The organism is Colwellia sp. MB3u-45, assembly GCF_014077005.1.
Classification (GTDB): domain Bacteria; phylum Pseudomonadota; class Gammaproteobacteria; order Enterobacterales; family Alteromonadaceae; genus Cognaticolwellia.
This window is the reverse complement of the sequence record NZ_JACGVC010000044.1, coordinates 241,114-263,741: the sequence shown is the minus strand read 5'-3', so window position 1 is coordinate 263,741 and position 22,628 is coordinate 241,114. Positions and strand designations below refer to the sequence as shown.

Sequence of the window (22,628 nt, the reverse complement as noted above, 5' to 3'; positions counted from 1 at the left end):
GTGACAGCAATGTAACTGTCAAAGAGGAAAGCGAATAAATAGCGGCTAACTGAACGGAAAAAGATAGCTCAACAGGAGCTGCTACAGTAATTGAACCAATTTATTGGTCACTTAATGGTGAGCGTCTGGCAATCGACACCTAGCCAAGTTTTACATTCCAGGGTATCAGTGGATTAATATCAATAGGTTTTTGACTTAGTTGCTCAAATTAATGTGCATATAGTCAAAGAAAATTAAGTCGTTCGCTTTGGCTGTTTCTATTATGGAATACAACATCCCACTGGCTTTTTCGCCATTAGCGGTATTTGAGAACAAGCAATTTTTTTCTACCTATCACAAAGGGTTTTACCGCACGTTAGGCACGGTTATTATCAATTGATAGATTGCCATCTTCAACGAAGCGAATAAGTTTATGCTATTGGTTTTTCCAGTCATCAAAAGTTTTACGATACATAAGTTGTTCCAATGAGCTAACTGGGAGTAACTTTAGAATGAAAAATTAACGAGGAAAATGTGCAGTTTTCCGGACGCTCACGTTGCTCTGCTGTGTACATTCATATAGTTTATCAATTGGCGCTATGATTAGAGTTTCCTAATGAGCTTTAAGGTAAGAGTTTAAACGGCTATATGCCTGTTATTGATGCAATGGCTCTGTCGATAAAAGGATCAAAAAAGGCTGCAAGTTGCAGCCTTTTTACCCAAGCTAAAATACTACAGCTTAGTTAGTCTTTTAGGTTGTCTAATAGTTGCTGTGCATCAAATTGTTGTTGTACATCGCCCTGTTTAATAACATCGAGTAAAATCACTTCGGCGTTATCGTCATCACCAATCTCAAGATACACCTTAGCCAAATCTAATTTTGCCGCAATACCATTGTCATCATCAATATCGTCTTCGGTGAGATCACCTGAAAACTCAGGAAATTCACTCAAACCGACATCAATATTCATTTTTTCATAAGGTTCACTTGGCTCACCATCTGATAGACTATTAAATAACAAAGAATCTACAGAAATAAAATCTTTATCTGCAGTTTTGTTATCCGAATTATCTTTTGTTGGCGCTATATCTTCCTCAACTGTCTCTAGGTCATCACCTATGTCAAAGTCATCACCGATGTCAAAATCATCATTACCAATATCACTGGCAGGTTGACTACTTTCTTCTTCAATATTGGCCAATAAGTCATCAAAATCTAAGTTATCAAGCTCTTTCATACCATTAACTTCTTCAGCGTTGCTCTTTGTAGTGTTTTTAGCAGCGCTCGGTGCAGTGTCATCATGACCAGAGAGTAAATCAGCTAAGACATTGCTATCAGTAAAATCTGGTGATAATTCCACCATATCATCACTATCTTTTTCATCATTGAGCAAATTGGCTAAAGTTGATTCGTCGAAGTCGCCAGATGATGCTGGTAAGTCTTCTTCATCAGTAGCGCTGCTAGCTTGCTCTGCCGCTTTATTTTCAGTATTTTCACTGAGCAAATCACTTGCCAATTCGCTATCTGAATCGCTATCAAATTCTTTATCAAACTCTTTATCAAATAATGTAGTATCAAGAATATCATCACCAATATCTAATGGTGCGTCACTCGCTTCAGGCGTTTGGTTGACTTCATCAATAAGAGTGTCAATATCGAAATCAAAATCATCTGAAATTTCTTCGTTGTTAGCCGTTGAGTTTTCAGTTTTACTCTCTGTGATTGTGTTTTTTTGCGGCTCAACAACCTCTGCTTCGTCAACACTCTCATTCGATTGTTCACTAAAGTCTGTACCTAAAAATGATTGTACATATTCATCAGTAAAATTATTAATCAGTGCTATATTTTCATTATCCGATGGCGCTGAAGTAGCAATATCGTCGTTACTGATATTCTCACTTGCTAATGCTGTAGCCGGATTACTTGTTGTTGCAGTTGCATCAGGGTCTGATACTTCACTGCTAGCTTCTTCACCCGTGTTATTTATTGCGTCTAATAAAGCATCAATATCATCCGGGTCTGATACTTCACTGCTAGCTTCTTCGCCCGTGTCATTTATTGAATCTAATAAGGCATCGATATCATCAGGATCTGATACTTCACTGCTCGCTTCTTCGCCCGTGTCATTTATTGCGTCTAACAAAGCATCGATATCATCAGGATCTGATACTTCACTGCTCGCTTCTTCGCCCGTGTCATTTATTGCGTCTAACAAAGCATCGATATCATCAGGATCTGATACTTCACTGCTCGCTTCTTCGTCTGTGTCATTTATTGAATCTAATAAGGCATCAATATCATCAGGATCTGAGACTTCACTGCTCGCTTCTTCACCCGTGTCATTTATTGCGTCTAACAAAGCATCAATATCATCAGGGTCTGATACTTCACTGCTCGCTTCTTCGCCCGTGTCATTTATTGCGTCTAACAAAGCATCAATATCATCAGGGTCTGATACTTCACTGCTCGCTTCTTCGTCTGTGTCATTTATTGAATCTAATAAGGCATCAATATCATCAGGATCTGATACTTCACTGTTCGCTTCTTCGTCTGTGTCATTTATTGCGTCTAACAAAGCATCAATATCATCAGGGTCTGATACTTCACTTGTCTTCGCGGCTAAGTTATCTTCTTCAACTTTTTGGTCATTGACTGGTAAAGTGTTACTTTGATCATTTATCGAGTCTAGCAGTGCATCAATATCATCGGGGCCTGATAGGTCATTAGTCTCTTCTGCTGCAGTATCTTCAACTTTTGGGTTATTGGCTGCTGACGTATCACTTTGATCATTTATCGAGTCTACCAATGCATCAATATCTTCGGGGGCTGATAGGTCATTAGTCTCTTCTGCTGCAGTATCTTCCGCTTTTTGGTTATTGGCTGCTGACGTATCACTTTGATCATTTACCGAGTCTACCGGTGCATCAATATCATCGGGGGCTGATAGGTCATTAGTCTCTTCTGCTGCAGTATCTTCAACTTTTGGGTTATTGGCTGCTGACGTATCACTTTGATCATTTACCGAGTCTACCGGTGCATCAATATCATCGGGGGCTGATAGGTCATTAGTCTCTTCTGCTGCAGTATCTTCCACTTTTTGGTTATTGGCTGCTGACGTATCACTTTGATCATTTACCGAGTCTACCGGTGCATCAATATCATCGGGGACTGATACGTCATCAGTCTCTTCTGGTGCAGTATCTTCCGCTTTTTGGTTATTGGCTGCTGACGTATCACTTTGATCATTTATCGAGTCTTCTAATGTATCAGTGTCATCAGTGCTTGATACTTCACTTGTCGCTTCTGGTGGCGTATTTTCAGGGGCTGATACTTCACTTATATCTTCACTGGCGGTATCCAACAAAGCGTCAACATCTTCTGGCTCGTTCAGGGTTTCAGAGTTGTCACTTGCTGTTGACTCACTTTTCGTACTTTCAGCACTCTCAGCCAATAGACTATCTAATTCACTTTGATCAATTTGGTCTGAATCAAGCTTTGTATCATCGTCCGTACTCGGTTCGTCTTCTAATCCTGCAAACAAGGAGTCTAAGTCGCCTTGGTCTAACTGACCACCTTCTAAGGCTTCACCTTCAACAATGTCATCATCTAAAGAAATAGTTTCCGAGTCATTGTCTAAAGAAATATCTTCGAGCTCGTCTAAATCATCTAAGTCATCGGAAAATAAATCATTATCACCTTCATCATTCTCTGATAAATCCATTGATAATTCATCGTCGAGTGAAAGTTCATCAAGCGCTAATTCATCGTCTACACTTGTAGACTCTGGTTCATTTATCGGTTTGGTTGTCGGCTTAGTTGTCGGTTCAACGATTTTTTCTTTCTTTGTAGGCACAACATTTTCGCTACTAGCTTTACGTCGGTATAAAAAAGCTAAAAATGACAACACTAATATGGCAGGTAAGGTTGCCATTAACACAACAAACCATGTGCTTGACATCAAGCTACCTTCTTCGAGATCAGCTTTTTGTTTTTCTAATAATAAAGCTTGCTCTCTAGCTTCAGCTTTTGCCAGTAAGGCTTGTTGTAGTGAGATCATATCGTCCATCTGCACTTTTATTTCTTTGCTTTTAGCTACTTCGTTCTGCATAACGCCCAGTTGGTCAGTAAAGCTGGTAAGGCGTTGACGTAATGCTTCATTCTCTTTTAGTAGACTTTGTAAGCCATCGATTGAATCTAAAACATCATTCTGAATGGTGGCGAATCTTTGCTGTTGAGAACTGTCTATCGCCTGTAACTGCACATTGATTTCTGATTTAGCATCATCTAAGTCTTTTTTATTCACCGAGGTTTCTTCTGACGGCCGCACTTTGTTAGGGGCTATTTTGAGCACTTTCTTTTGCCAAGCTTTATCATCACTAACTGATTTTTGTTGTGCGCCTTCAGGGTTAATGGCTCTCATTGCTGCAATTGAGGGGATTTTTAAATACTGACCATTGATCATGTGATTTAAATTTTTATCTTTAAAAGAGTCAGGATTATTTTCATACAGTGCTTGCATCACTTGATAAACAGACAAACCCGAGTCTGGCCGCACTTGCAGCGCAATATTCCATAAAGTATCTTTGCCTACAATCGGGCCATAACGGTCATAAGGAAAAGCATCTGTCGATTGTGGGCCACGAATACGTATACCATCGTCAGCAGAAATAGGTAGACTAAAACAGCTAATGCTAATAATAAGTACCTGCCATAGGCACAGGCGTAACAATGTTTGCATTAAAATTTCCTATTTATAATAATTATGCGCCAATACAATGACGGGACCAAGCTATGAGGTTTTAGAGCAAAAATCATTCCAGTTCTTAATCATTGCTGCTAGATAATTGGATAAATGCTCACTAATTTTCACTATATTATCAAATTAACGCGACAATACTTATCTTATCGTTAATTTAATAAAAGTTAAATAATACCAAGTTGTAATATCAGGTTGATTGACTACCTGTTCATTTTTAAGGCTTAAAATGAAAAAATACGGCGTTATAAAATTTATAAGGTCAATAAGTGCTGACTAAATTTTATGCCTGGTATTTAGCTATTTTTCCTGATGAAAAGGTCATCACTTATTTAATCAAATCGGTATAGTGACTATAAAAACAAAAAACCCGACGTTTATGATAACGACGGGTTTTCAAGTTTCTTTAGTAAAGCTATTACTTAGCGTTTAATACTCGCTAAGGTGCTCTTTAATTAATAACTCAGCAATTTGAACGCTGTTCGTTGCGGCGCCCTTACGTACGTTATCGGCAACTATCCACATATTAATACCACTGTTGTGGCTAATGTCTTCACGAATGCGACCAACAAAAGTTTCATCTTTACCGCTAGCATCAGTAATTTGCGTTGGAAAGTCTTCATCTTTGTGACAAACCACTATACCTGGTGCTTTGCTCAGTAACTCTTTAACTTCTTCAGCAGAAATAGGTGAGTTAGTTTCAATATGCAGTGATTCACCGTGACCAAAAAATACCGGTACACGCACAGCTGTTGGGTTAACCATTACACTGTCATCGCCCAATATTTTCTGGGTTTCCCAAACCATCTTCATTTCTTCTTTGGTATAACCATTTTCAAGAAATACATCAATTTGTGGAATAACATTAAAAGCAATTTGACGAGAGAAATTTTTCGGCTCGACCGGCTTGCCACACAATAAGTCTGCAGTTTGCTTAGCTAACTCGTCCATAGCCGCTTTACCACCACCAGAAACTGACTGATAAGTACAAACATTAACCCGTGAAATACCTACGGCATCGTAGATAGGCTTTAATGCCACCATCATTTGAATGGTTGAACAATTCGGGTTAGCAATAATATTGCGGTTACGGTATTCAGCTAATGCTTGTGGATTAACTTCCGGTACAACTAATGGAATATCAGCGTCATAGCGAAACTCAGAGGTATTATCGATAACAATACAGCCATCATTAGCCGCTATTGGCGCATACTTTGCCGATATTTCACCGCCAGCTGAGAAGAAACCAATTTGTGCTTGGCTCCAATCAAAATTGTCGGCATCTAAAACTTCAATACTTTCACCCTTAAAGTCAATAAATTCACCCGCTGAACGAGCGCTCGCTAATGGGTAAAGCTTATTAATGGGAAAGTCGCGCTGTTCTAGTATTTCAATAATTGTTTTACCAACTAAACCCGTTGCTCCTAGTACGCAAACATCAAATTTCTGTGCCATGTTCCTCTCTCTTTTTATCCAGTTTATTTATTAAAGCCAAGCTGATGTGGCACATCTAAACTCGACGCGTTATTCAAGTTGACAGTTATTGACGAAAACTCCCGGCGAGTCGGGTAAGTTTTACGAATATGGTCAAATCCTTGAATATTAATTTGTTGACGAAAAATTGCATCGTCACGCCTAACATCGTATACCATTTTTACTAGCTGGTTTAACAGTATTTCATCAAATTCTTGTTTAATTTCAATAGTGCCAATTGCCGATATCGGTAAAAAGTCAGTAAGCTGCTTATTTGGCAAAATATCTAGCTGTCGGCATAATGCCTGATAGAGAATTTCTGTGCCACGCGCTTTTCCTTCTAAGCTATAACCAGCAATATGCGCGGTGGTAATGTCACAATACGCGATTAAAGCGGATAATATATTGGGTTCATTTTCCCACACATCTAATACCAGCTTTAACGTATGTCCTTGCTGCTTGATTTTCAATAAAGCAGCATTGTCGATAACTTCACCCCGACAAGCATTAATCAGTATTTGATTAGCTTTAAATTGAGCTAATCGGCCGGCATCCAATAAATGATAAGTCGAATTCGGACCGGTGCGAGTTAAGGGCACGTGTAGCGAAACCACGTCGCAACTTAACGCTTGCTCAAGGGTAACAAAATTTCGTTTATCCACTGAATTTTCAGCCAGTATAGGATCACATAAAACATGCTTAATATTTAAAGCCGATAACTTCTCACTTAACCTTGAGCCAGTATTACCTGCGCCAACAATGCCGACGGTTAACCCTGATAAGGTTATTAAATATCGCTCTGCTAATACGACTAAGGCACTCAGAACATATTCAGCGACAGAGACGGCATTGCAACCCGGTGCAGAACAAAAGTTAACCGCTCGATCGGCTAAATAGTCTTGATCTATATGATCAACGCCAATGGTTGCAGTACCGACAAAACTTAAGGTTTTATTATTTTGCAACAAGGCTTCATTGACTTTAGTGATTGAACGCACTAATAACACGTCAGCATCACTAATATCAGCTGCCGACAAATCGCGGCCAGAAAATGCTGTTAACACGCCTAAATCAGCAAAAAAATCCGCCGCAAACGGCATATTTTCATCATAAAAAATATTCATTTAGCGTTTCCAATTCATCAGAAAGTCATAAAAGTATGACGACAGGGTTTACGCCGTTAATGTGACTTTCTTAATATAACTTTCTTTTTCAATTTTTGTTACTTCAACCGTAATTACCGCCTCTTCAATACCCAAGCGTTCAAGTTGATTGCTAACACTTTCAGTCAGTTTTTTACGCTGTGATAAATCACGCCCTGATAATATTTTTAAATTGACATGGACAAAGACTTGCTCAGCACCCGGCAGATAAAAGTCATCATAAGCACATGCTCGAACTTTAATATCAGCTGCCGTAAATAATTCACTTTGGTTTACACCTTTATAAACAGCATGCATTAGCTGTTCTACGGGTAAACTTTCGATAATTTTTGCAGAATACTCAACAATACAATGAGGCATAATAGGCAGACACAATTAATAACAGACAAGATGGCTATTGTAACGAAAATCTAAGCTAAAAAGAATATCGATGGCTAGGTTATTTAGCCAATTTTCTAATACTTTAGGCTTAAGTATATGTTAGCAAGCTATATATGCTGACCTAGATCTAGGTCATTAGCCTAATGTAGGAATAGTGTCGGAGTAATGACCTAAATCTATTAATGCTCCGCAGCCTTGGATGTCCTTACTTAGCTTTTTTCGCAATCATAAAAGCGAATACCAATCTCACTAATTATCTGATCATTTTTACTGGTTAAAATAACCCACTACTGCGTTATTTATTTAATAATTAGAACAACTAGTTATTAAATAAATGCCTTATATTTGGCCATTTTTCCTGCGTATAAAGTAGACCACCTAATTAATGAAATTGGTATAATTATTCTTCGACATACAAAGATGTACTCATACCTAAAAGACAGGATGTCTAAGAGCGGTCAGGTGATCGCACCATGCCATTGTCCTGAATATAAAAAAGCCGCTAAAATTAGCGGCTTGATAAACAGTTTGGGCTAAAAGCCAATTAATGCGGTTTTATTTATACTTTTGCATAACCAGTGTGGCGTTTGTGCCACCAAAACCAAAGCTGTTTGACATCACTAAGTTCAGCTCCATGTCACGCTTTTCAGTAACTATGTCTAAGCCTTCAGCTTTTTCATCTAAGGTATTGATATTAATAGATGGCGCAACAAAGCTATGTTCCATCATCAATAATGAAAAAATCGCTTCATGAACACCAGCGGCACCCAAAGCATGACCTGTCATGGCTTTAGTGGCACTAATGGCTGGAGAATCATCACCAAATACCGCTTGAATCGCACCAAGCTCTTTAACATCACCTACTGGCGTAGAGGTGCCATGGGTATTTAAATAATCAACTTTCGCGTCAACACCCTGCATAGCTTGTTGCATACAACGAATAGCGCCTTCACCACTTGGTGCCACCATATCAAAGCCGTCTGATGTTGCACCGTAGCCAACAATCTCAGCGTAAATATGCGCGCCACGCGCTAAAGCGTGCTCAAGCTCTTCAACAACAACCATACCGCCGCCACCTGAAATAACAAAACCGTCACGGTCTGCATCATAGGTACGTGAAGCTAGCTCAGGTGTATCATTGTATTTAGAAGATAACGCGCCCATGCCGTCAAACATCATAGCTAATGACCAATGAACTTCTTCACCGCCACCGGCAAATACTACATCTTGCTTACCTAGTTGAATAAGCTCAGCCGCGTGACCAATACAATGGGCACTGGTAGCACAAGCCGAACTAATTGAATAGTTAACGCCTAAAATTTTAAACGGTGTTGCCAAACAGGCAGAAATGGTGCTCGACATGGTTTTTGGTACCGCGTAAGGCCCAACACGTTTAACGCCTTTTTCACGCAGTGTGTCTGCTGATTTAACGACGTTTTCTGAAGAAGCACCACCAGAGCCCGCCACAATACCTGTGCGGAAGTTTGAGACTTGATCTGGTGTTAATTTTGAATCTTTAATCGCTTGATCCATGGCTATGTAAGCAAAAGCTGAAGCTTCACCCATAAAGCGTAAGGCTTTACGGTCAATGTGGTCTTTTACTTCAATGTCAGGCTTGCCCCAAACTTGACTACGCAAACCCATTTCAGCAAAACTTTCAGAACGGGTAATACCTGAACGCCCTGTTTTTAACGACGCTAATACTTCTTCTGTATCATTACCAATACTTGATACAATACCTAATCCGGTGATAACTACACGTTTCATATTAATAACCATATTCAATTAAAAAATCTGGGCGTATCATACATACTTTTGCCCCCTATACTGGTCTGTCCAGCGTACACTTGTACACTGAATTTTTTTCATTTTATGACAGTATTTTGTAATACTAGATAAAATAACCTTTTTTCACCTCCAACGGAAGACGTTAATATTGTGATTGTTCAAACAAAAATTACCTTTGAGGGTGACGGTTCACCTTATTCAAGCCAGTTTGAAGATATTTATTTTGATAGCAACCATGGTACTAGCCAAAGTGAATGTATTTTTATTGATGGCAATAATCTTAAAGCAAGACTAGCCCAGTACCCAGAAAAATTTGTCATTGCTGAAACGGGTTTTGGTACGGGATTAAATTTTTTATTGACCCTAGCGGTATTTGACCAAATAAAATCAACCGCTCACCAGCAAAATACAGCGCCAGCTAAAGTGAGTGCTTTGCACTTTATTAGTGTCGAAAAATATCCCTTATCAAAACAGCAACTGGCACAATCGTTAGCGATTTTTCCGCAACTTAAAGAATACAGTCAACAACTTATTACACAATACCCTGAAGGTTTTGATAAAGATATTACGCTAAGTTTTCTTGAGGGCTCAGTCACACTCCAGCTAATATTTAACGATGCCACACAAGGTTTAGCTCAGCTGGGAAACGAGAAAAAAGTGCATACTTCCACACAGGTTGACGCTTGGTTCCTTGATGGTTTTTCACCCGCCAAAAACCCTGAAATGTGGCACGAAGCGCTTTTTAAGCAAATCACACGCTTATCAAAGGAGCAAGCAACGTTAGCCACCTTTACGGTATCAGGAGAAGTTAAACGCCAACTTGTTGCTGCCGGTTTTCGGGTTGAAAAACGCCCTGCTATAGGTAAAAAAAATGAAATGCTTAGCGCGGTGTTTCAGCAAAATCCTCTTTCAGGCAAAGGTTATCAGCAACGCCCTATAGTGAACAAACCGCAACATGTCAGTATTATCGGGGGTGGTATAGCGTCAGCATGTGCCGCCTATGCCTTAACAAAAGCTGGGGTTAAAGTAACAGTATATTGCCAAGACTTCAGTGTTGCTCAAGGCGCATCGAGTAATAATATTGCCGCACTATACCCACTTATTCATCAAAAAGCCGATGATATTAGCCTATTTTATCAACAAGCTTTTGAGCAAGCACTCACTTATTATAAAAGTATTAGTGAGCAAGGGTTTCACTTTGATCACGACTGGTGCGGCCTGTTAGAAATATCCTATAAACCCGCTTTAGCATTGCGTCAGCAACATATAGCAGGCTCTAGTGTTTGGCCAAAAAGTTTAATTCATAGTGTTGATAAAAACCAAGCTAGCGCATTAGCAGACATAGCCCTTGATCATGGCGGGCTATTCTTTCCTAAAGCGGGCTGGATAGCACCTGCTCAACTGGTAAAGCAAATATTTAAGGCAGCTGAGTTAAGTCATCGCTTGCGCATTGAAACCGGTTGTAAAATTAATGAAATTAGCCAACAAGCTCAAGGTAAATGGTTACTACACAGTGATACGGATAATTATCCAGCCAATGTTATTATCTATTGTGGCGGCGCCCAAGGCATACCCTTGAACCTGATTGAGCAATTACCCTTCACGTCTGTACGTGGCCAGGTCAGTAACATGACCAGTAATGAAAAAATTGCCAAACTAGCGACCGTTATTTGCCATAAAGGTTATTTAACACCGGCGAATAAAAACCTACACTGCATCGGAGCAACGTTTCAAAAGCACAGCTTTGATATCGACAACAAAGCCGAAGAAGACCAATTTAATCTTGCTATGCTAGATAAATGCTTACCGGGTTTAACACAATGGCAAAGTAGAGATATTTTCAGTAGCAAAGCGCGCTTACGTTGTATGACGCCGGATCACTTGCCAATGGTAGGTGCTATGCCTGACATTGCTGGCCATAAGCAGCAATTCCCGCACTTAAGTAAAGATAAACGTTGGCGCTATAATCAACAAGCACCCGTGATTGAAAATCTTTATATGTTAACTGGATTAGGGGCGCGAGGACTTTGTACCGCGCCTTTATTGGCCGATATTTTAACCGCTGATATTTGTGGTACACCCTATCCACTAAATAATGAACAGTTATTTAACCTGGCGCCAAATCGCTTTGTTATTCGAGACATTATTCGTCGTAAATTCGATTGAGTTTCTCGACTTAAATCTAAAAAAAAGCAGCTAATTCAAAATGAAAGCTGCTTTTTTCAAACTGACGGTAATAAAACTTACGCTGTAAAACTTACGTTGTAAACTTACGCTGTAAAAGCCGTTTTTAATCCTAGCCAATAATCTTGTACAATTTGGTGATCTTGTGGCGTAAGCTCAGTACGAGCAACTTGTAACTTCTCACTAATATTTATCGCTAACGCTTGCGTTAACACTTGTGACTCATCGCCATATTCACTGCCCGCTAAACTAATAAATCCTCTTAAATAACTCCCGGCAAATAAATCATCGCCGCTGACATCTTGTGTAACTTGTTCATCTAAAAAGTGATATAACGCAGTAAGGTTTTCAAATTGCATACTTAATTCCAAATTCATGTAGACTCGTTTTTCAACTGCGTCTACTTTTAATATATTTAACGTTTGTTCAGGAGAGCTATTTATTATTGCGGGCTAGCAACCGGGTATAATACTTGATCATTATAACCTGTGATAACCGCCAAATAGCCTGACAAAACCATATCGAGTTCGCTGTCGCCGGTGTCAGCAATTAAAGGCCTAGCTTGCAGCGCATTCAATTTTGCTTTTGTTGCGATAATAATAATATTTTCTTTACCTATAGCGCGAATAACACGTGGACTCAATTGTTGATTACCGCGGCCAAATATATGACCTTGACCACCAATTAAGGTAATAAGCAGTTTAACTTTACCTTGTGCATAAGGCTGAATTAACTGCCAAAGCTGAGGTTCAGTCAAATCACTAGCGATTAAGGCTTGCTCGCTTATCGCATCGACGCCCAGTAAAGTATTTTCAAGCGCCAACTCTTCCATAACAAAAGCCGTGGTAGAGCCTGAGCCAATAATAAATAGCTCGTCATCCATTTTAGCGATAACATCCGCAGCAATATCTTGTAACACCAACTCGTCTGACTCTATACCACCCGATTTAACCGCTTGAATATAACGTAACTCTGATGGTACTTGCATTTCTCCAAAGCGCTTTGCTTTTACTATGCCTTGGCGAAATAAACTTTCATCAATATCCATAACGTCAGCATCGGTTAAGCTCACTAATTGATTCGTTATCATCAATTCGACCACTCGCCCAGCGGCTTTAGGCGTAATAGCATAAACACCTGAATGAATTTTGCAACCGGCTGGAATGCCCAATACTGGAAACTTGTCTTCAACAATATGGCACACATTACGTGCAGTGCCATCACCGCCAGCAAATAACAGTAAATCAATATCTTTAGTGATTAATGCGGTGACTGCCTGCTCAGTATCAAGCTCTGTGGTAAGCCTATCTTCAAGCCTATTTTCAACTTTATATACCACTTGAGTGTTAAAGCCTAACGCTTTAGCTGTATGCTCGCCCATATCGCCAGCAGCGGTATAAATAATGATATTTTCTTTGTAAGGGAGCAATATTTCTAACGCCAGCGATGCCCTACTGTTTGACTTTGCCGTAGCGCCAAGCGCAATCGCTTGTTCCGCAATGCCAATACCGTCGCTACCTTTTAATGCCACACTACCACCAATACCCGCAATAGGATTAATGACTAAGCCTAACTTAAATTGTTTCATTAATTAATCTCATAAATTTTCCGTACATTTATTTCAAAGACACGTGTTCTGCTGAGGATTTTAATTTTAATGACATTACTTTTAATAACATTACTTTCAAAAATATTCATGGTCTGAAAATTTAAAATGCTCAGAGACTAAAGGCCAAGGCGTTTGATAATAATTTGTTAAAGCGATAATAAATCTTGCTGCATCGTTTGGAAAACCGTATTCAAGATAGGCAAGCACTTGTTGGTACACCTTAGCTTTAAACGCCACTCGGTCAGTTTCGCCGTTACCCAGCAGATTATCACTAGAAACATCAAAGGCTTTTCCTGTAGCGACACATAACGCCCATTCAATCGCCTGCGGTTTAATCTCTACTTGCTCAAATGCTTGTTGTTGGCTTTGATCACGACCATCAGGAATATACCAATAGCCAAAGTCTTCTAATAATCGCCGCGAAGCCCCTGCCAAGCACCAATGAGAAATCTCATGTAAGGCGCTAGCGTAATAGCCATGAGCAAAAATAATCTGATTAAAATCACATTGCTCATTATTCGGCATATAAATAGGCTCATCGCCACCTTTAACTAATCGCGTATTATACAAATTATAGAAACTGGTATCGAATAACTGGATCAAATCTTGATAGTGATGTGAATTTTTTTTGATAGCGACTTCATCAGCGGACAGTATTGACATAGGCTTGGACATAGGCTCTGACATGAAAGAACTTGTTTAGGTAAATATACTGAAATACCTAGCGAGTGCTAACCGCTATGGCATTTTAAAGTTAAGCTTATTCTAACTAAAAACGACGATTATTACATCGCCGTTTTAAAAAAAATCACTCCAGCCGTTAAGTACCTAATCGGGCTTAAGCTAAAGTCTACACTGGCTTAGCCTAATCTTTAGTGCTTCTCATATCTAAAATCGGCATATTACTGCTACCTAAAATAGTTGCAGGTAATTTACCATCCCAATTTTGCGCTTCAGTCAGTTTCACAATTAACGGATTATTACCCAATGCTTTCGCTTTAGCCGTGATAGCCTCGGCTTCTGCCAAACCTTTAATTCGAATAGACTCAGCTTCGGCAATCGCGACTAATTTAATACCATCCGCTTTCGCTTTCGCCGTATTTACATCACGCTGTGCTTCAAGGTTCTGTCTGGCTAACTTGTGCTTTTCTGCGTCAGCTAAATTTTTCTCGGTTTGTTTAGTTTCAATTGAGGTTAAATACTTCGCCGGAAGTTGAATATTTTCAATTTGAATATTGTCGACAGTAACCGGAAATTCTTTCATTTCTTCAATGAAGTTAGCTTCAATCGCTTGAATCGCACCCGCTCTGTCTTGAATAAGCTTTTCTGCGTCATATTGTGGAATAACATCTTTTGTCGCTGATCTAAAACGGGGATCTAAAATTCGGTTTTCAAATTGTGACAAGCCGCCATATTGTCTAAATAACTCCAATGCCGCGGCTTTATCAACGGTCCAGTTCACTGATACACTAATAGTTACCGGCATTTGCTCTTTGGTACTTGAGGCCATTTTTTCTTCATTTTTACGGGTTCGCACTTCTATTTCTTCAACGCTATCAATAAAAGGTACTTTAAAATGTAGACCCGGATTTACCTGCTCTTTTGCTTCACTAAAGCGTTTTACAATGCCGATATGACCTTCGTTAACCGTATACACAGATCCAATGCCAGCAACAACAACGGCGGCAACAACGACAAGCGATTTTACTGGGATATTAAATTGTTCTATTTTCATGAGTAAACCTTTTTTATTTTGTATAGAATTTATTATCTGCATTTATTCTTTTATATCGTCACTTTCTTCACTTTCTTCAGCACGGTCAACACCACCTTTAATAATGATGTAACCAAAAATACCTGATATCAATGAACCAATCACAATACCTAACCTATCTTGAAACATAAGGTTAACGCCATTACCTTGCTCGAAAGCTAAAGAGCCAATAAATAAGCTCATGGTAAAGCCCACACCACATAATATTGCCGCGCCATAAAGCAAACGCCAATTAACCTTAGCGGGCATTTTTGCCCAACCCAACTTTATAGCAATAAAACAAAAACCAAATACCCCAAGTTGCTTGCCAACAACCAAGCCGACAATAATGCCTAAGGGTACAGGTGCCATCACTTGCTCAATACCAACACCCGCAAAGCTTATTCCCGCATTGGCAAAAGCAAATACCGGTAAGATAATAAAGGCAACTAGCGAATGCAAATTATACTCTAAAGACTTAAGCGGCGATGGCTCATTTTCTTTACCTTTAATAGGAATAAAAAAGGCTAACACAACACCGGCTAATGTCGCATGTACACCTGACTTTAATACCGCTATCCAAAGTACAACACCTAAGAAAATATAAGGTGCGGTATTGGTGACGCCACGTTTATTCATCGTAAATAAAATAGCAATAATACTGGCGGCAACAACTAAGGATAATAATGAAAGTTGATCAGTATAGAATAAAGCTATAACGATAATCGCGCCTAAATCGTCAAATATGGCTAACGAGGTTAAAAACACTTTGAGTTGTAACGGTACCTTACTACCGATAATTGACAAAATTCCTAAGGCAAAAGCAATATCAGTAGCGGTTGGAATTGCCCAACCATTAATCGCATCTGGATCATTATAATTAAAGGCGACATAGCATAAAGCGGGTATCAACATTCCGCCTAAAGCACCTATGGCCGGCAATGTCACTTGTCCTGGTTGTGATAAATCTCCTTCTATAAATTCTCGTTTAAGCTCTAAACCCACAAGAAAGAAGAACAACGCCATTAGGCCGTCATTTATCCACAATAATAGTGGCTTAGCTATTTCAAAACTGCCAACAGCCACTTGAACGGGAATGCTCAACAGCATGTCGTAGTAGACCATAAACGGCGAATTGGCGATAATCATCGCCGCAACTGCAGCTAACATTAATATAATGCCACTGGCAGCTTCAAGCTTTAAGAAATCATTAACACTTTTAATAATCATTTGTTCTCATCAATTAATTGTCGACATGACATAATATGTCACATGGCGGATTTTTACAAATTTGTTAAGGTGTTAATTTGTAATAGTTTTAATTTACATCGGTAGAAATTAATGACAATAATTCGGAAAGATGCAAAAATATCGAAAATAATTCATCTTTATAGTCAGTTCGCTGGTAATATTGGATTTAATAAGTGTAATATGTAAATTGATAAAAATAAAATCCAGTAAATGTTCTCCCAAAGGCTAATTGTATAAATGAAAAAACTTGATGATATAGATTTACGTATTCTCACCTTGCTTTATAAAGACGCTGATATTACTAACAAAGAGTTAGCATCACAGATAGGTATAGCGCCCTCAACTTGTTTAGAGCGTGTTAAACGCATGAAAAATAATGGCGTAATCAATAACGCTTTTATTGATATCAACTTCAAGAGTATTGGCGGCAACATTGAAGCGATAGCGGCAATAAAGTTACAACCGTATTCAGAGTTAATTGTGAATAAACTGAGAGATGATCTACTTAAGCTACCTGAAATTGTCAGCTTATATCACATGGGTGGAAGCTATGATTACTTTATTCACATGTCTGTAAAAGATAGTGAACACTTACGTCAATTTGTCTTCAATGCCATTACTTCTCGCGAAGAAGTCACCACAGTAGAAACTTCACTTATTTTTGAGCATAGTCGCAGTGGCGTATTACCCATTTTTGATGATGAGTAATATCTTATTATCAAAAACCCCAAAGCATTAAGTCTCAGCAATTGTTTAGTTTACTCGTCAATATAGTGTGTAAAACTCGCTGTTATTGAGATTTTTTTAGACGCTGCTATAACCAAACGCCTTACTCTGAAACAGTACCACAGAAACAGTACCACACTTTCAAAATCATCTACTCGTGGTATTGCGTGCATGGGCAGTTACTTGGGTAAAAATCTAATAAAAAAAAGCCGCATTGCTGCGGCTTTTTTATTTAGGGTTACTGTCCCATACTAGGACGGGTCATACACCCTACAGTACTTACTAGTTAGCAGTAAAGTCTACTATGAACCACCTGTAGCACCTGTACCACCTGTTGCAGTATCACAAACAATAGACTCTGTTTGTGTTTCGTCAGTGCCATCTGCAGTAATTGTATACGTTTTAGTACCTAAGTCTGCAAGGCTACCTTTATAGGTAACGCTTACGTTATAAGTTGAACCGTCAAGAAGGTTTCTTAGAGCGTAAGTACCCTCACCCTCGTCTTTAGCCACTTTTTTAGACTTATTACCTAAGCTATATTTAACTAACGCGCCAGAAGCACCTACAGTTAAGCTGGTATCGTTACTACACTGCGCTACTAACGAAAGAGTTTCATTAACAACAGCTGGGCCATCTAATACTACCGGAATATCACCACATAAGGCAACTTCTGACGTTGTTTCAAACCATACTGTGTCACTGCTATCAGTAATCACTAAATTCGCTGTAGTATCTGTAGCAATACCTCTTTTAGATAACTTGTTTAGTTTTACTAGTATTGGATTATTCGCTTTAAGCTTTTTAGAAAAATTAACGCTAGCTGATGAAATATCAACATACAAACCATCAGCAGGTATTGCATCACCCGTAGTTAAAATACGCACTGGTACAGAACAAGTATCGCTTACTGTAACACCCGCAAAAGTAGTTAAGTGATCAGTTGCAAAACTAGCATTGTAATAGTTTTCTGCTGTAACTAGGTCACCCACAACTAATTTTTGAGTTTCAGTTGTCCACACACCCGTATCTTCGTTTTGCGAAAGCAATGTTAGCTCATCACCTGTAGTAAAACCTTTATCTTCAGGTAGTGCCATTTCAATAGTAATTGGCTGAGAAAATTTCTTAATCTTAACGCCAGTATTATCAACCATTACTATGCTTGCAACACTTACAGGTGTAAGCGTTGTAGCTGACTCAGCAGCATTTAAGCCTTCTGGCGTAATTGCTGTACCAGAAGATGTACTAGTATCTGCAGTAACTATCGCTAATGAGACAGAGTCACCAGGAATTGCATTGCCATCGGCATCTTGTAATATAGTGCCCGCAGCAACCGTTACATTTGCTGCTGCTTTACCATCGGCTACACCGCCAGTAATTTCATCTGGAGTAGCTCCACCTGCTACAGACGCAGTTACTTCAGTAGTTGCAACACCCGCTGTGTCTTTTGAGATCAGCTTCAATTGCAGATCTAAGTTACCTTCGCTTAAGTCTTCAAGCTCAATAACATAGCTTTTAGTAATATAAGTATCAGCGGTAACAATAGCCGTTACTTCTGAAACACTAGCACCACTTTTCAGCTGAAAAGTAAAGCTACCATCGGTAGAGTCAATAGTAGCAGTAACATTACCATCAATATCAACTACGTTTGTTGACGCTGTACCATTTTCGAAAAATGAAATATTAGCAGCAACAAGGTCAGCACTTTCGGCATCAATAACGTTAACATTTGCAACAGGAGCTAATGCCACTGGCGCTTCTGGCTGAACGATGACTGCTGGTGGCGGCTCAACCGGTGGTGGCGCATCAGCACCTTTTTTGTCGCTAAAGCAACCTGATAATGCAATAGCAGATGCTACTGATAAAGCTAATAGTGATTTTTTGTTAGTAAACATAGAGAGTCCTTTTTGATTCCATCATTGTGTTGTTTTTAATACTGCGTCATTGTGTTGATTTTTAATGCTGCTTAATTGTACCTTGTTGTATCCCGTGGTTAAACATAGAGCTTGTTAATTTTTTGCTAAAAGCTAAAAGATTATAGCTTTAAACTGTCTTTAAACTGCTTTAAAAAACGTAGGGGCGACTTCAGTCGCCTTTATCAGCTGAACAATTTACCAATACCAGTGTTTATATTTAACTTTGTTCCAAGGCGAATAAATTCGCCCCTACAAGTGGCCGCAACCAAAAAACGCATTTAAAAACGTAGGGGCGACTTCAGTCGCCTTTATTGGCTGAACAACTGGCCAATACCTGTGTTTTATATTGAGGTTAGTGCCAAGGCGAATAAATTCGCCCCTACAGGTGCCACAACCAAAAAACGTCTTTAAAAACGTAGGGGCGACTTTAGTCGCCTTTATTGGCTGAACAACTGGCCAACACCTGTGTTTTATATTTAGGTTGGTGCCACGGCGAATGAATTCGCCCCTACAGGTGGCCGCAACCAAAAATGTCGTTAAAAAACGTAGGGGCGACTTTAGTCGCCTTTATTGGCTGAACAACTGGCCAATACCTGTGTTTTATATTGAGGTTGGTGCCACGGCGAATGAATTCGCCCCTACAGCAGGCCGCAACCAAAAAATGTCTTTAAAAACGTAGGGGCGACTTTAGTCGCCTTTATTGGCCGAACAATTTGCCAATCACCTGTGTTTTATATTTGGTTGGTACCAAGGCGAATAAATTCGCCCCTACGGTAAACTTCAACCAAAAGATCTCTGCCCTTCTTTTACTTATACTCCATATAAGCATTTTTCAATCGGGCTAAATTAGCATAAATATAATCGCTCGACATGCGGCCTTGATTGAAAAAACTACGATCTAAGCTAATGGCAGTGCCTGGGGTGTAGCCCTGGTTAAATACCAAGCGGTTATGCGACTTGCCTATTTGCGTACTCGCCGTATGGCGCCATGCTTCTTTACCCTTTATTTGACCATATCGGGTAACGGCCATATCTTTACGTGAGGTTAGCGGAATACTGATAGACACCCCGGCTTTTTGCGCGCTGGTATTTTCGTAAAACAGGCCAATGTAACTATCACCAAACCAAAAACGGCTTTCTAGTTTAGCGCCGGTATCGGTACTCCAAAACTCACCGGCCGTGGCATGAAAAGTAATATTCTGCTCTACCCAGTTATATTGATACGACATCGTTTTATAGTCGCGGTTACCATTATAGTTTTGATATACAAAGTAGCCTACATTAGCACTTACCTTGTGGCGCCCTGCAGGGCTTAACCAAGCGGTTTCATTAATAATACCGCTGTAATCGTAAGTTTCTTGAAAGTAACCTACTTGAGTTTGGTTGTATAAACCAAAAGGTAAAGCAAATGTTTGATAAAACACCGCACGGTCAACCCCGGTATGCTCACGATAACGTTTAAATGGGGCGGTTTTTTCAAAGTCGTCAGAGTTAGCAACATGTACTTGGCCGCTAACACTTACACCGCCCCCTTGCCATAAGGGTAAATCAATATCAGCGCGAAGCGCTAACGAAAAATCAATAACACCCAACTCGGTAGCATAAGTGTTTGTTAGTGCTGGGCTAATGGTCACCCGGGGTTTAAAGTAAGGCGAGTTTGCTCGTGTAAGCCCAACCCAAGTTACCCCTTTAGGGATAGCCGTTACACCTTGGTGTATAGCTAAGTCTGGGTTTTGCTGGCCGTTAATAAAGGCGCGGTAATTATCAACTTGCCCAAGTATACTCATTAATGGCGTATCGTATTTTGCCAGCTGAACATTAAACTCAACACCCGGCTCAGTTACATGTTCAGCGATACGGCCAAGGACTAAACCAAAAGCATCAATATCGTTACGGTTAAACACCGGATTTTCAAACTGAATAATCAACTGCTTTTGTTGGTTATAACCTACCAGTATGTTTTCAAAGCCATCGGCAGCCAGTGCCGCTTTTAGCGAGAATGCTTGGGTATTTAAGGTCAGTTTATTTAAGGTCAATTTATTTAAGGTAAGAGTATTTAAAGCGGTATCAGCTGCCGTTATCTGGAGAGCCGTAGCCTGTGCTGCAACTTTCATGGTATTGCGGCTAGGCGTGTTCTTTGATGCCGCAGTAGTTGTTACAGGTGCAGGAGCCACTAAAGGTACAGGTGCAGCAGCCCTGGGAGCAAAAGAAGAAAACCCTGGCGGTTTATTTTGTTTTACACCATATGTTGGCGCCGCGTGATTTCGCTGTACTTGTGCTGCGCTTTTGCTGTTAACTGTTGGCTGATCATAGTCATCAAACAAGGGTATGGTAAGGTTAAGGCCCCAATAGGTGCCCTGTTCATCATAAGCGCTATTACTATAAAAGCGACTGGTTAAGGTCAATGTACCTACATCAAACAGCCATTTTTTGGGTAAGGTAATGCGAGCCGCGGCATTTTCTGCCTCACCATCATGCTCTACCTGTAGGCTAAACCAATCAAATAATTGCCACTCAACACCGGCAAATACCCCATCCATTTGCCCAGTTAAACGCTCGCTGGTTGCAATACCCGCAGAAAATCTAAAATCCCATATTTGTTTAGAGGCCACCGCATAATAAGTTGCGTAATTATTCGCAGCGCCACCAATATCTTTACCCCCTAATGCTAAACTAAACCAATCATTAGGAATAAACGGAAGTTGATACTTCGCATTAAACGACAAGTCCCTCGTCTGACCTTTTCCCTCGCTATAAAAAAAATTATCGTTCATTGAATTAGCAGCAATTTGCCCGCTAACCTCAAAGCCCTTAAATAACCCAGCACTAAATATAAAGTTATGACCATCTATATATTTATTACCACGAAAATCAAGCTGGTTATTATAGCCAATATCAACCGTGCCTTTAGCCTGCGCCTGTGCTGAGGGCGTATTTATTAGCCCGGTATAGCCGTTTAACGATTGAAAGCTATTTAACTTATCTGCCGCCATAATAGGCGCGCTTAAAGCAACTAAACCGCCCAAAAATACTGTATTTAATTTAGTCATAGTGATAGTCATAAATCCGTGTTAACTCTTTTATTTTAGTGATTGTCAATGCGACATAAATGCGTCATTAGTGCGGCATTAACACAACATCAATCCATTATTCACTCACTACTAATGTGAGTATTTACTACACTTTGAATAGGCAAACGTTATTAACACTGTTTTTCAAGGTGGTTAGCATGAACAGCTTAAATTATATTAATGACAAATAGAAATAAATTAATAGTGCCGAGGCTAAAAAAAAGCTTTTCTACACTTGTTAGCACAATATCTTTATCAAACCGAAAGCAATTAATGCCCTCTAAAGCCCAGAGCCTATTGATGATGACTTTAATTAAAACCCATTGTCACCATAAGAAATAAATAAGGCTAAATGAAAAGTTAATGAAAAAGCATTAGCATATCTTCTATTACACCTATAAAGCACAGCGCCCTCATAACCTCTTCTTATACATAGTCTTTTTCAGACAGTGCACACGCTATAAAACCACACCTAGAGTAAAGCAAACACGAACTTGGCTTAATGTCTTACTGAAAGCTCAAAACTGATAGCTGATAGCTGATAGCTGATAGCTTAAAAATATATTTATAAGTTATTAAA

15 protein-coding genes and 1 pseudogene are annotated in these 22,628 nt (G+C 39.5%); 3 read left to right on the top strand and 13 right to left on the bottom strand.

Annotation, left to right across the window (positions count from 1 at the left end):
• Window positions 1-139: 139 nt before the first annotated feature.
• From H4J41_RS17590 to fabB, 6 genes and pseudogenes are all read right to left on the bottom strand, one after another.
• Window positions 140-412 (bottom strand): annotated as a pseudogene (locus H4J41_RS17590) (transposase); the annotation flags it as partial.
• 310 nt (window positions 413-722) lie between these two features.
• Window positions 723-4,718 carry a FimV/HubP family polar landmark protein gene (locus H4J41_RS06445; protein ID WP_182137021.1) on the bottom strand — a complete coding sequence of 1,332 codons (3,996 nt, stop codon included), beginning with the start codon at window positions 4,716-4,718 and terminating at the stop codon, window positions 723-725.
• 447 nt (window positions 4,719-5,165) lie between these two features.
• The gene (locus tag H4J41_RS06440; protein WP_182137022.1) at window positions 5,166-6,191 is read right to left on the bottom strand and encodes an aspartate-semialdehyde dehydrogenase; all 1,026 of its coding nucleotides are present in this window, start codon (window positions 6,189-6,191) and stop codon (window positions 5,166-5,168) included.
• A gap of 23 nt (window positions 6,192-6,214) precedes the next feature.
• Window positions 6,215-7,333 carry a 4-phosphoerythronate dehydrogenase gene (locus H4J41_RS06435; protein WP_182137023.1) on the bottom strand — a complete coding sequence of 373 codons (1,119 nt, stop codon included), beginning with the start codon at window positions 7,331-7,333 and terminating at the stop codon, window positions 6,215-6,217.
• A 48-nt stretch (window positions 7,334-7,381) separates the two neighbouring features.
• On the bottom strand, window positions 7,382-7,732 hold the full coding sequence (locus H4J41_RS06430) for a 5-carboxymethyl-2-hydroxymuconate Delta-isomerase (protein ID WP_182137024.1): 351 nt from the start codon (window positions 7,730-7,732) through the stop codon (window positions 7,382-7,384).
• Window positions 7,733-8,308: 576 nt separating this feature from the next.
• Entirely contained in the window at window positions 8,309-9,520 is a 1,212-nt protein-coding gene (gene fabB / locus H4J41_RS06425; RefSeq protein ID WP_182136572.1) for a beta-ketoacyl-ACP synthase I, read from the bottom strand.
• Between the two features lie 171 nt (window positions 9,521-9,691).
• Between fabB and mnmC the strand changes: the two genes are divergently transcribed.
• The gene (gene mnmC, locus H4J41_RS06420) at window positions 9,692-11,707 is read left to right on the top strand and encodes a bifunctional tRNA (5-methylaminomethyl-2-thiouridine)(34)-methyltransferase MnmD/FAD-dependent 5-carboxymethylaminomethyl-2-thiouridine(34) oxidoreductase MnmC (RefSeq protein WP_310649803.1); all 2,016 of its coding nucleotides are present in this window, start codon (window positions 9,692-9,694) and stop codon (window positions 11,705-11,707) included.
• A gap of 104 nt (window positions 11,708-11,811) precedes the next feature.
• Here the strand turns inward: mnmC and H4J41_RS06415 are convergent, their stop codons facing one another.
• The 5 genes from H4J41_RS06415 to nhaA form a co-directional block, all read right to left on the bottom strand.
• Entirely contained in the window at window positions 11,812-12,084 is a 273-nt protein-coding gene (locus H4J41_RS06415; protein ID WP_182136573.1) for a YfcL family protein, read from the bottom strand.
• 83 nt (window positions 12,085-12,167) lie between these two features.
• Window positions 12,168-13,313: an ATP-NAD kinase family protein gene (locus H4J41_RS06410; protein WP_182136574.1), complete on the bottom strand. Its 1,146-nt coding sequence runs from the start codon at window positions 13,311-13,313 to the stop codon at window positions 12,168-12,170.
• Between the two features lie 96 nt (window positions 13,314-13,409).
• Window positions 13,410-13,997: an elongation factor P hydroxylase gene (locus H4J41_RS06405; RefSeq protein ID WP_182136710.1), complete on the bottom strand. Its 588-nt coding sequence runs from the start codon at window positions 13,995-13,997 to the stop codon at window positions 13,410-13,412.
• 202 nt (window positions 13,998-14,199) lie between these two features.
• A complete protein-coding gene (locus H4J41_RS06400) occupies window positions 14,200-15,069 on the bottom strand; it encodes a prohibitin family protein (RefSeq protein ID WP_182136575.1) in 870 nt (289 codons plus the stop codon).
• 42 nt (window positions 15,070-15,111) lie between these two features.
• Window positions 15,112-16,317 (bottom strand): Na+/H+ antiporter NhaA, encoded by a 1,206-nt coding sequence (nhaA, locus tag H4J41_RS06395; RefSeq protein ID WP_182136576.1) that lies wholly within the window; start codon window positions 16,315-16,317, stop codon window positions 15,112-15,114.
• A gap of 258 nt (window positions 16,318-16,575) precedes the next feature.
• Between nhaA and H4J41_RS06390 the strand changes: the two genes are divergently transcribed.
• Window positions 16,576-17,046 carry an Lrp/AsnC family transcriptional regulator gene (locus H4J41_RS06390; RefSeq protein WP_182136577.1) on the top strand — a complete coding sequence of 157 codons (471 nt, stop codon included), beginning with the start codon at window positions 16,576-16,578 and terminating at the stop codon, window positions 17,044-17,046.
• A 320-nt stretch (window positions 17,047-17,366) separates the two neighbouring features.
• On the opposite strand, the gene H4J41_RS06385 is transcribed toward H4J41_RS06390, so the two are convergent.
• Window positions 17,367-18,956: a hypothetical protein gene (locus H4J41_RS06385; protein ID WP_182136578.1), complete on the bottom strand. Its 1,590-nt coding sequence runs from the start codon at window positions 18,954-18,956 to the stop codon at window positions 17,367-17,369.
• 517 nt (window positions 18,957-19,473) lie between these two features.
• Here H4J41_RS06385 and H4J41_RS06380 point away from each other — a divergent pair.
• The gene (locus H4J41_RS06380; RefSeq protein ID WP_182136579.1) at window positions 19,474-19,656 is read left to right on the top strand and encodes a hypothetical protein; all 183 of its coding nucleotides are present in this window, start codon (window positions 19,474-19,476) and stop codon (window positions 19,654-19,656) included.
• Between the two features lie 127 nt (window positions 19,657-19,783).
• Here the strand turns inward: H4J41_RS06380 and H4J41_RS06375 are convergent, their stop codons facing one another.
• Entirely contained in the window at window positions 19,784-22,027 is a 2,244-nt protein-coding gene (locus tag H4J41_RS06375; protein WP_182136580.1) for a YjbH domain-containing protein, read from the bottom strand.
• Between the last annotated feature and the right edge of the window lie 601 nt (window positions 22,028-22,628).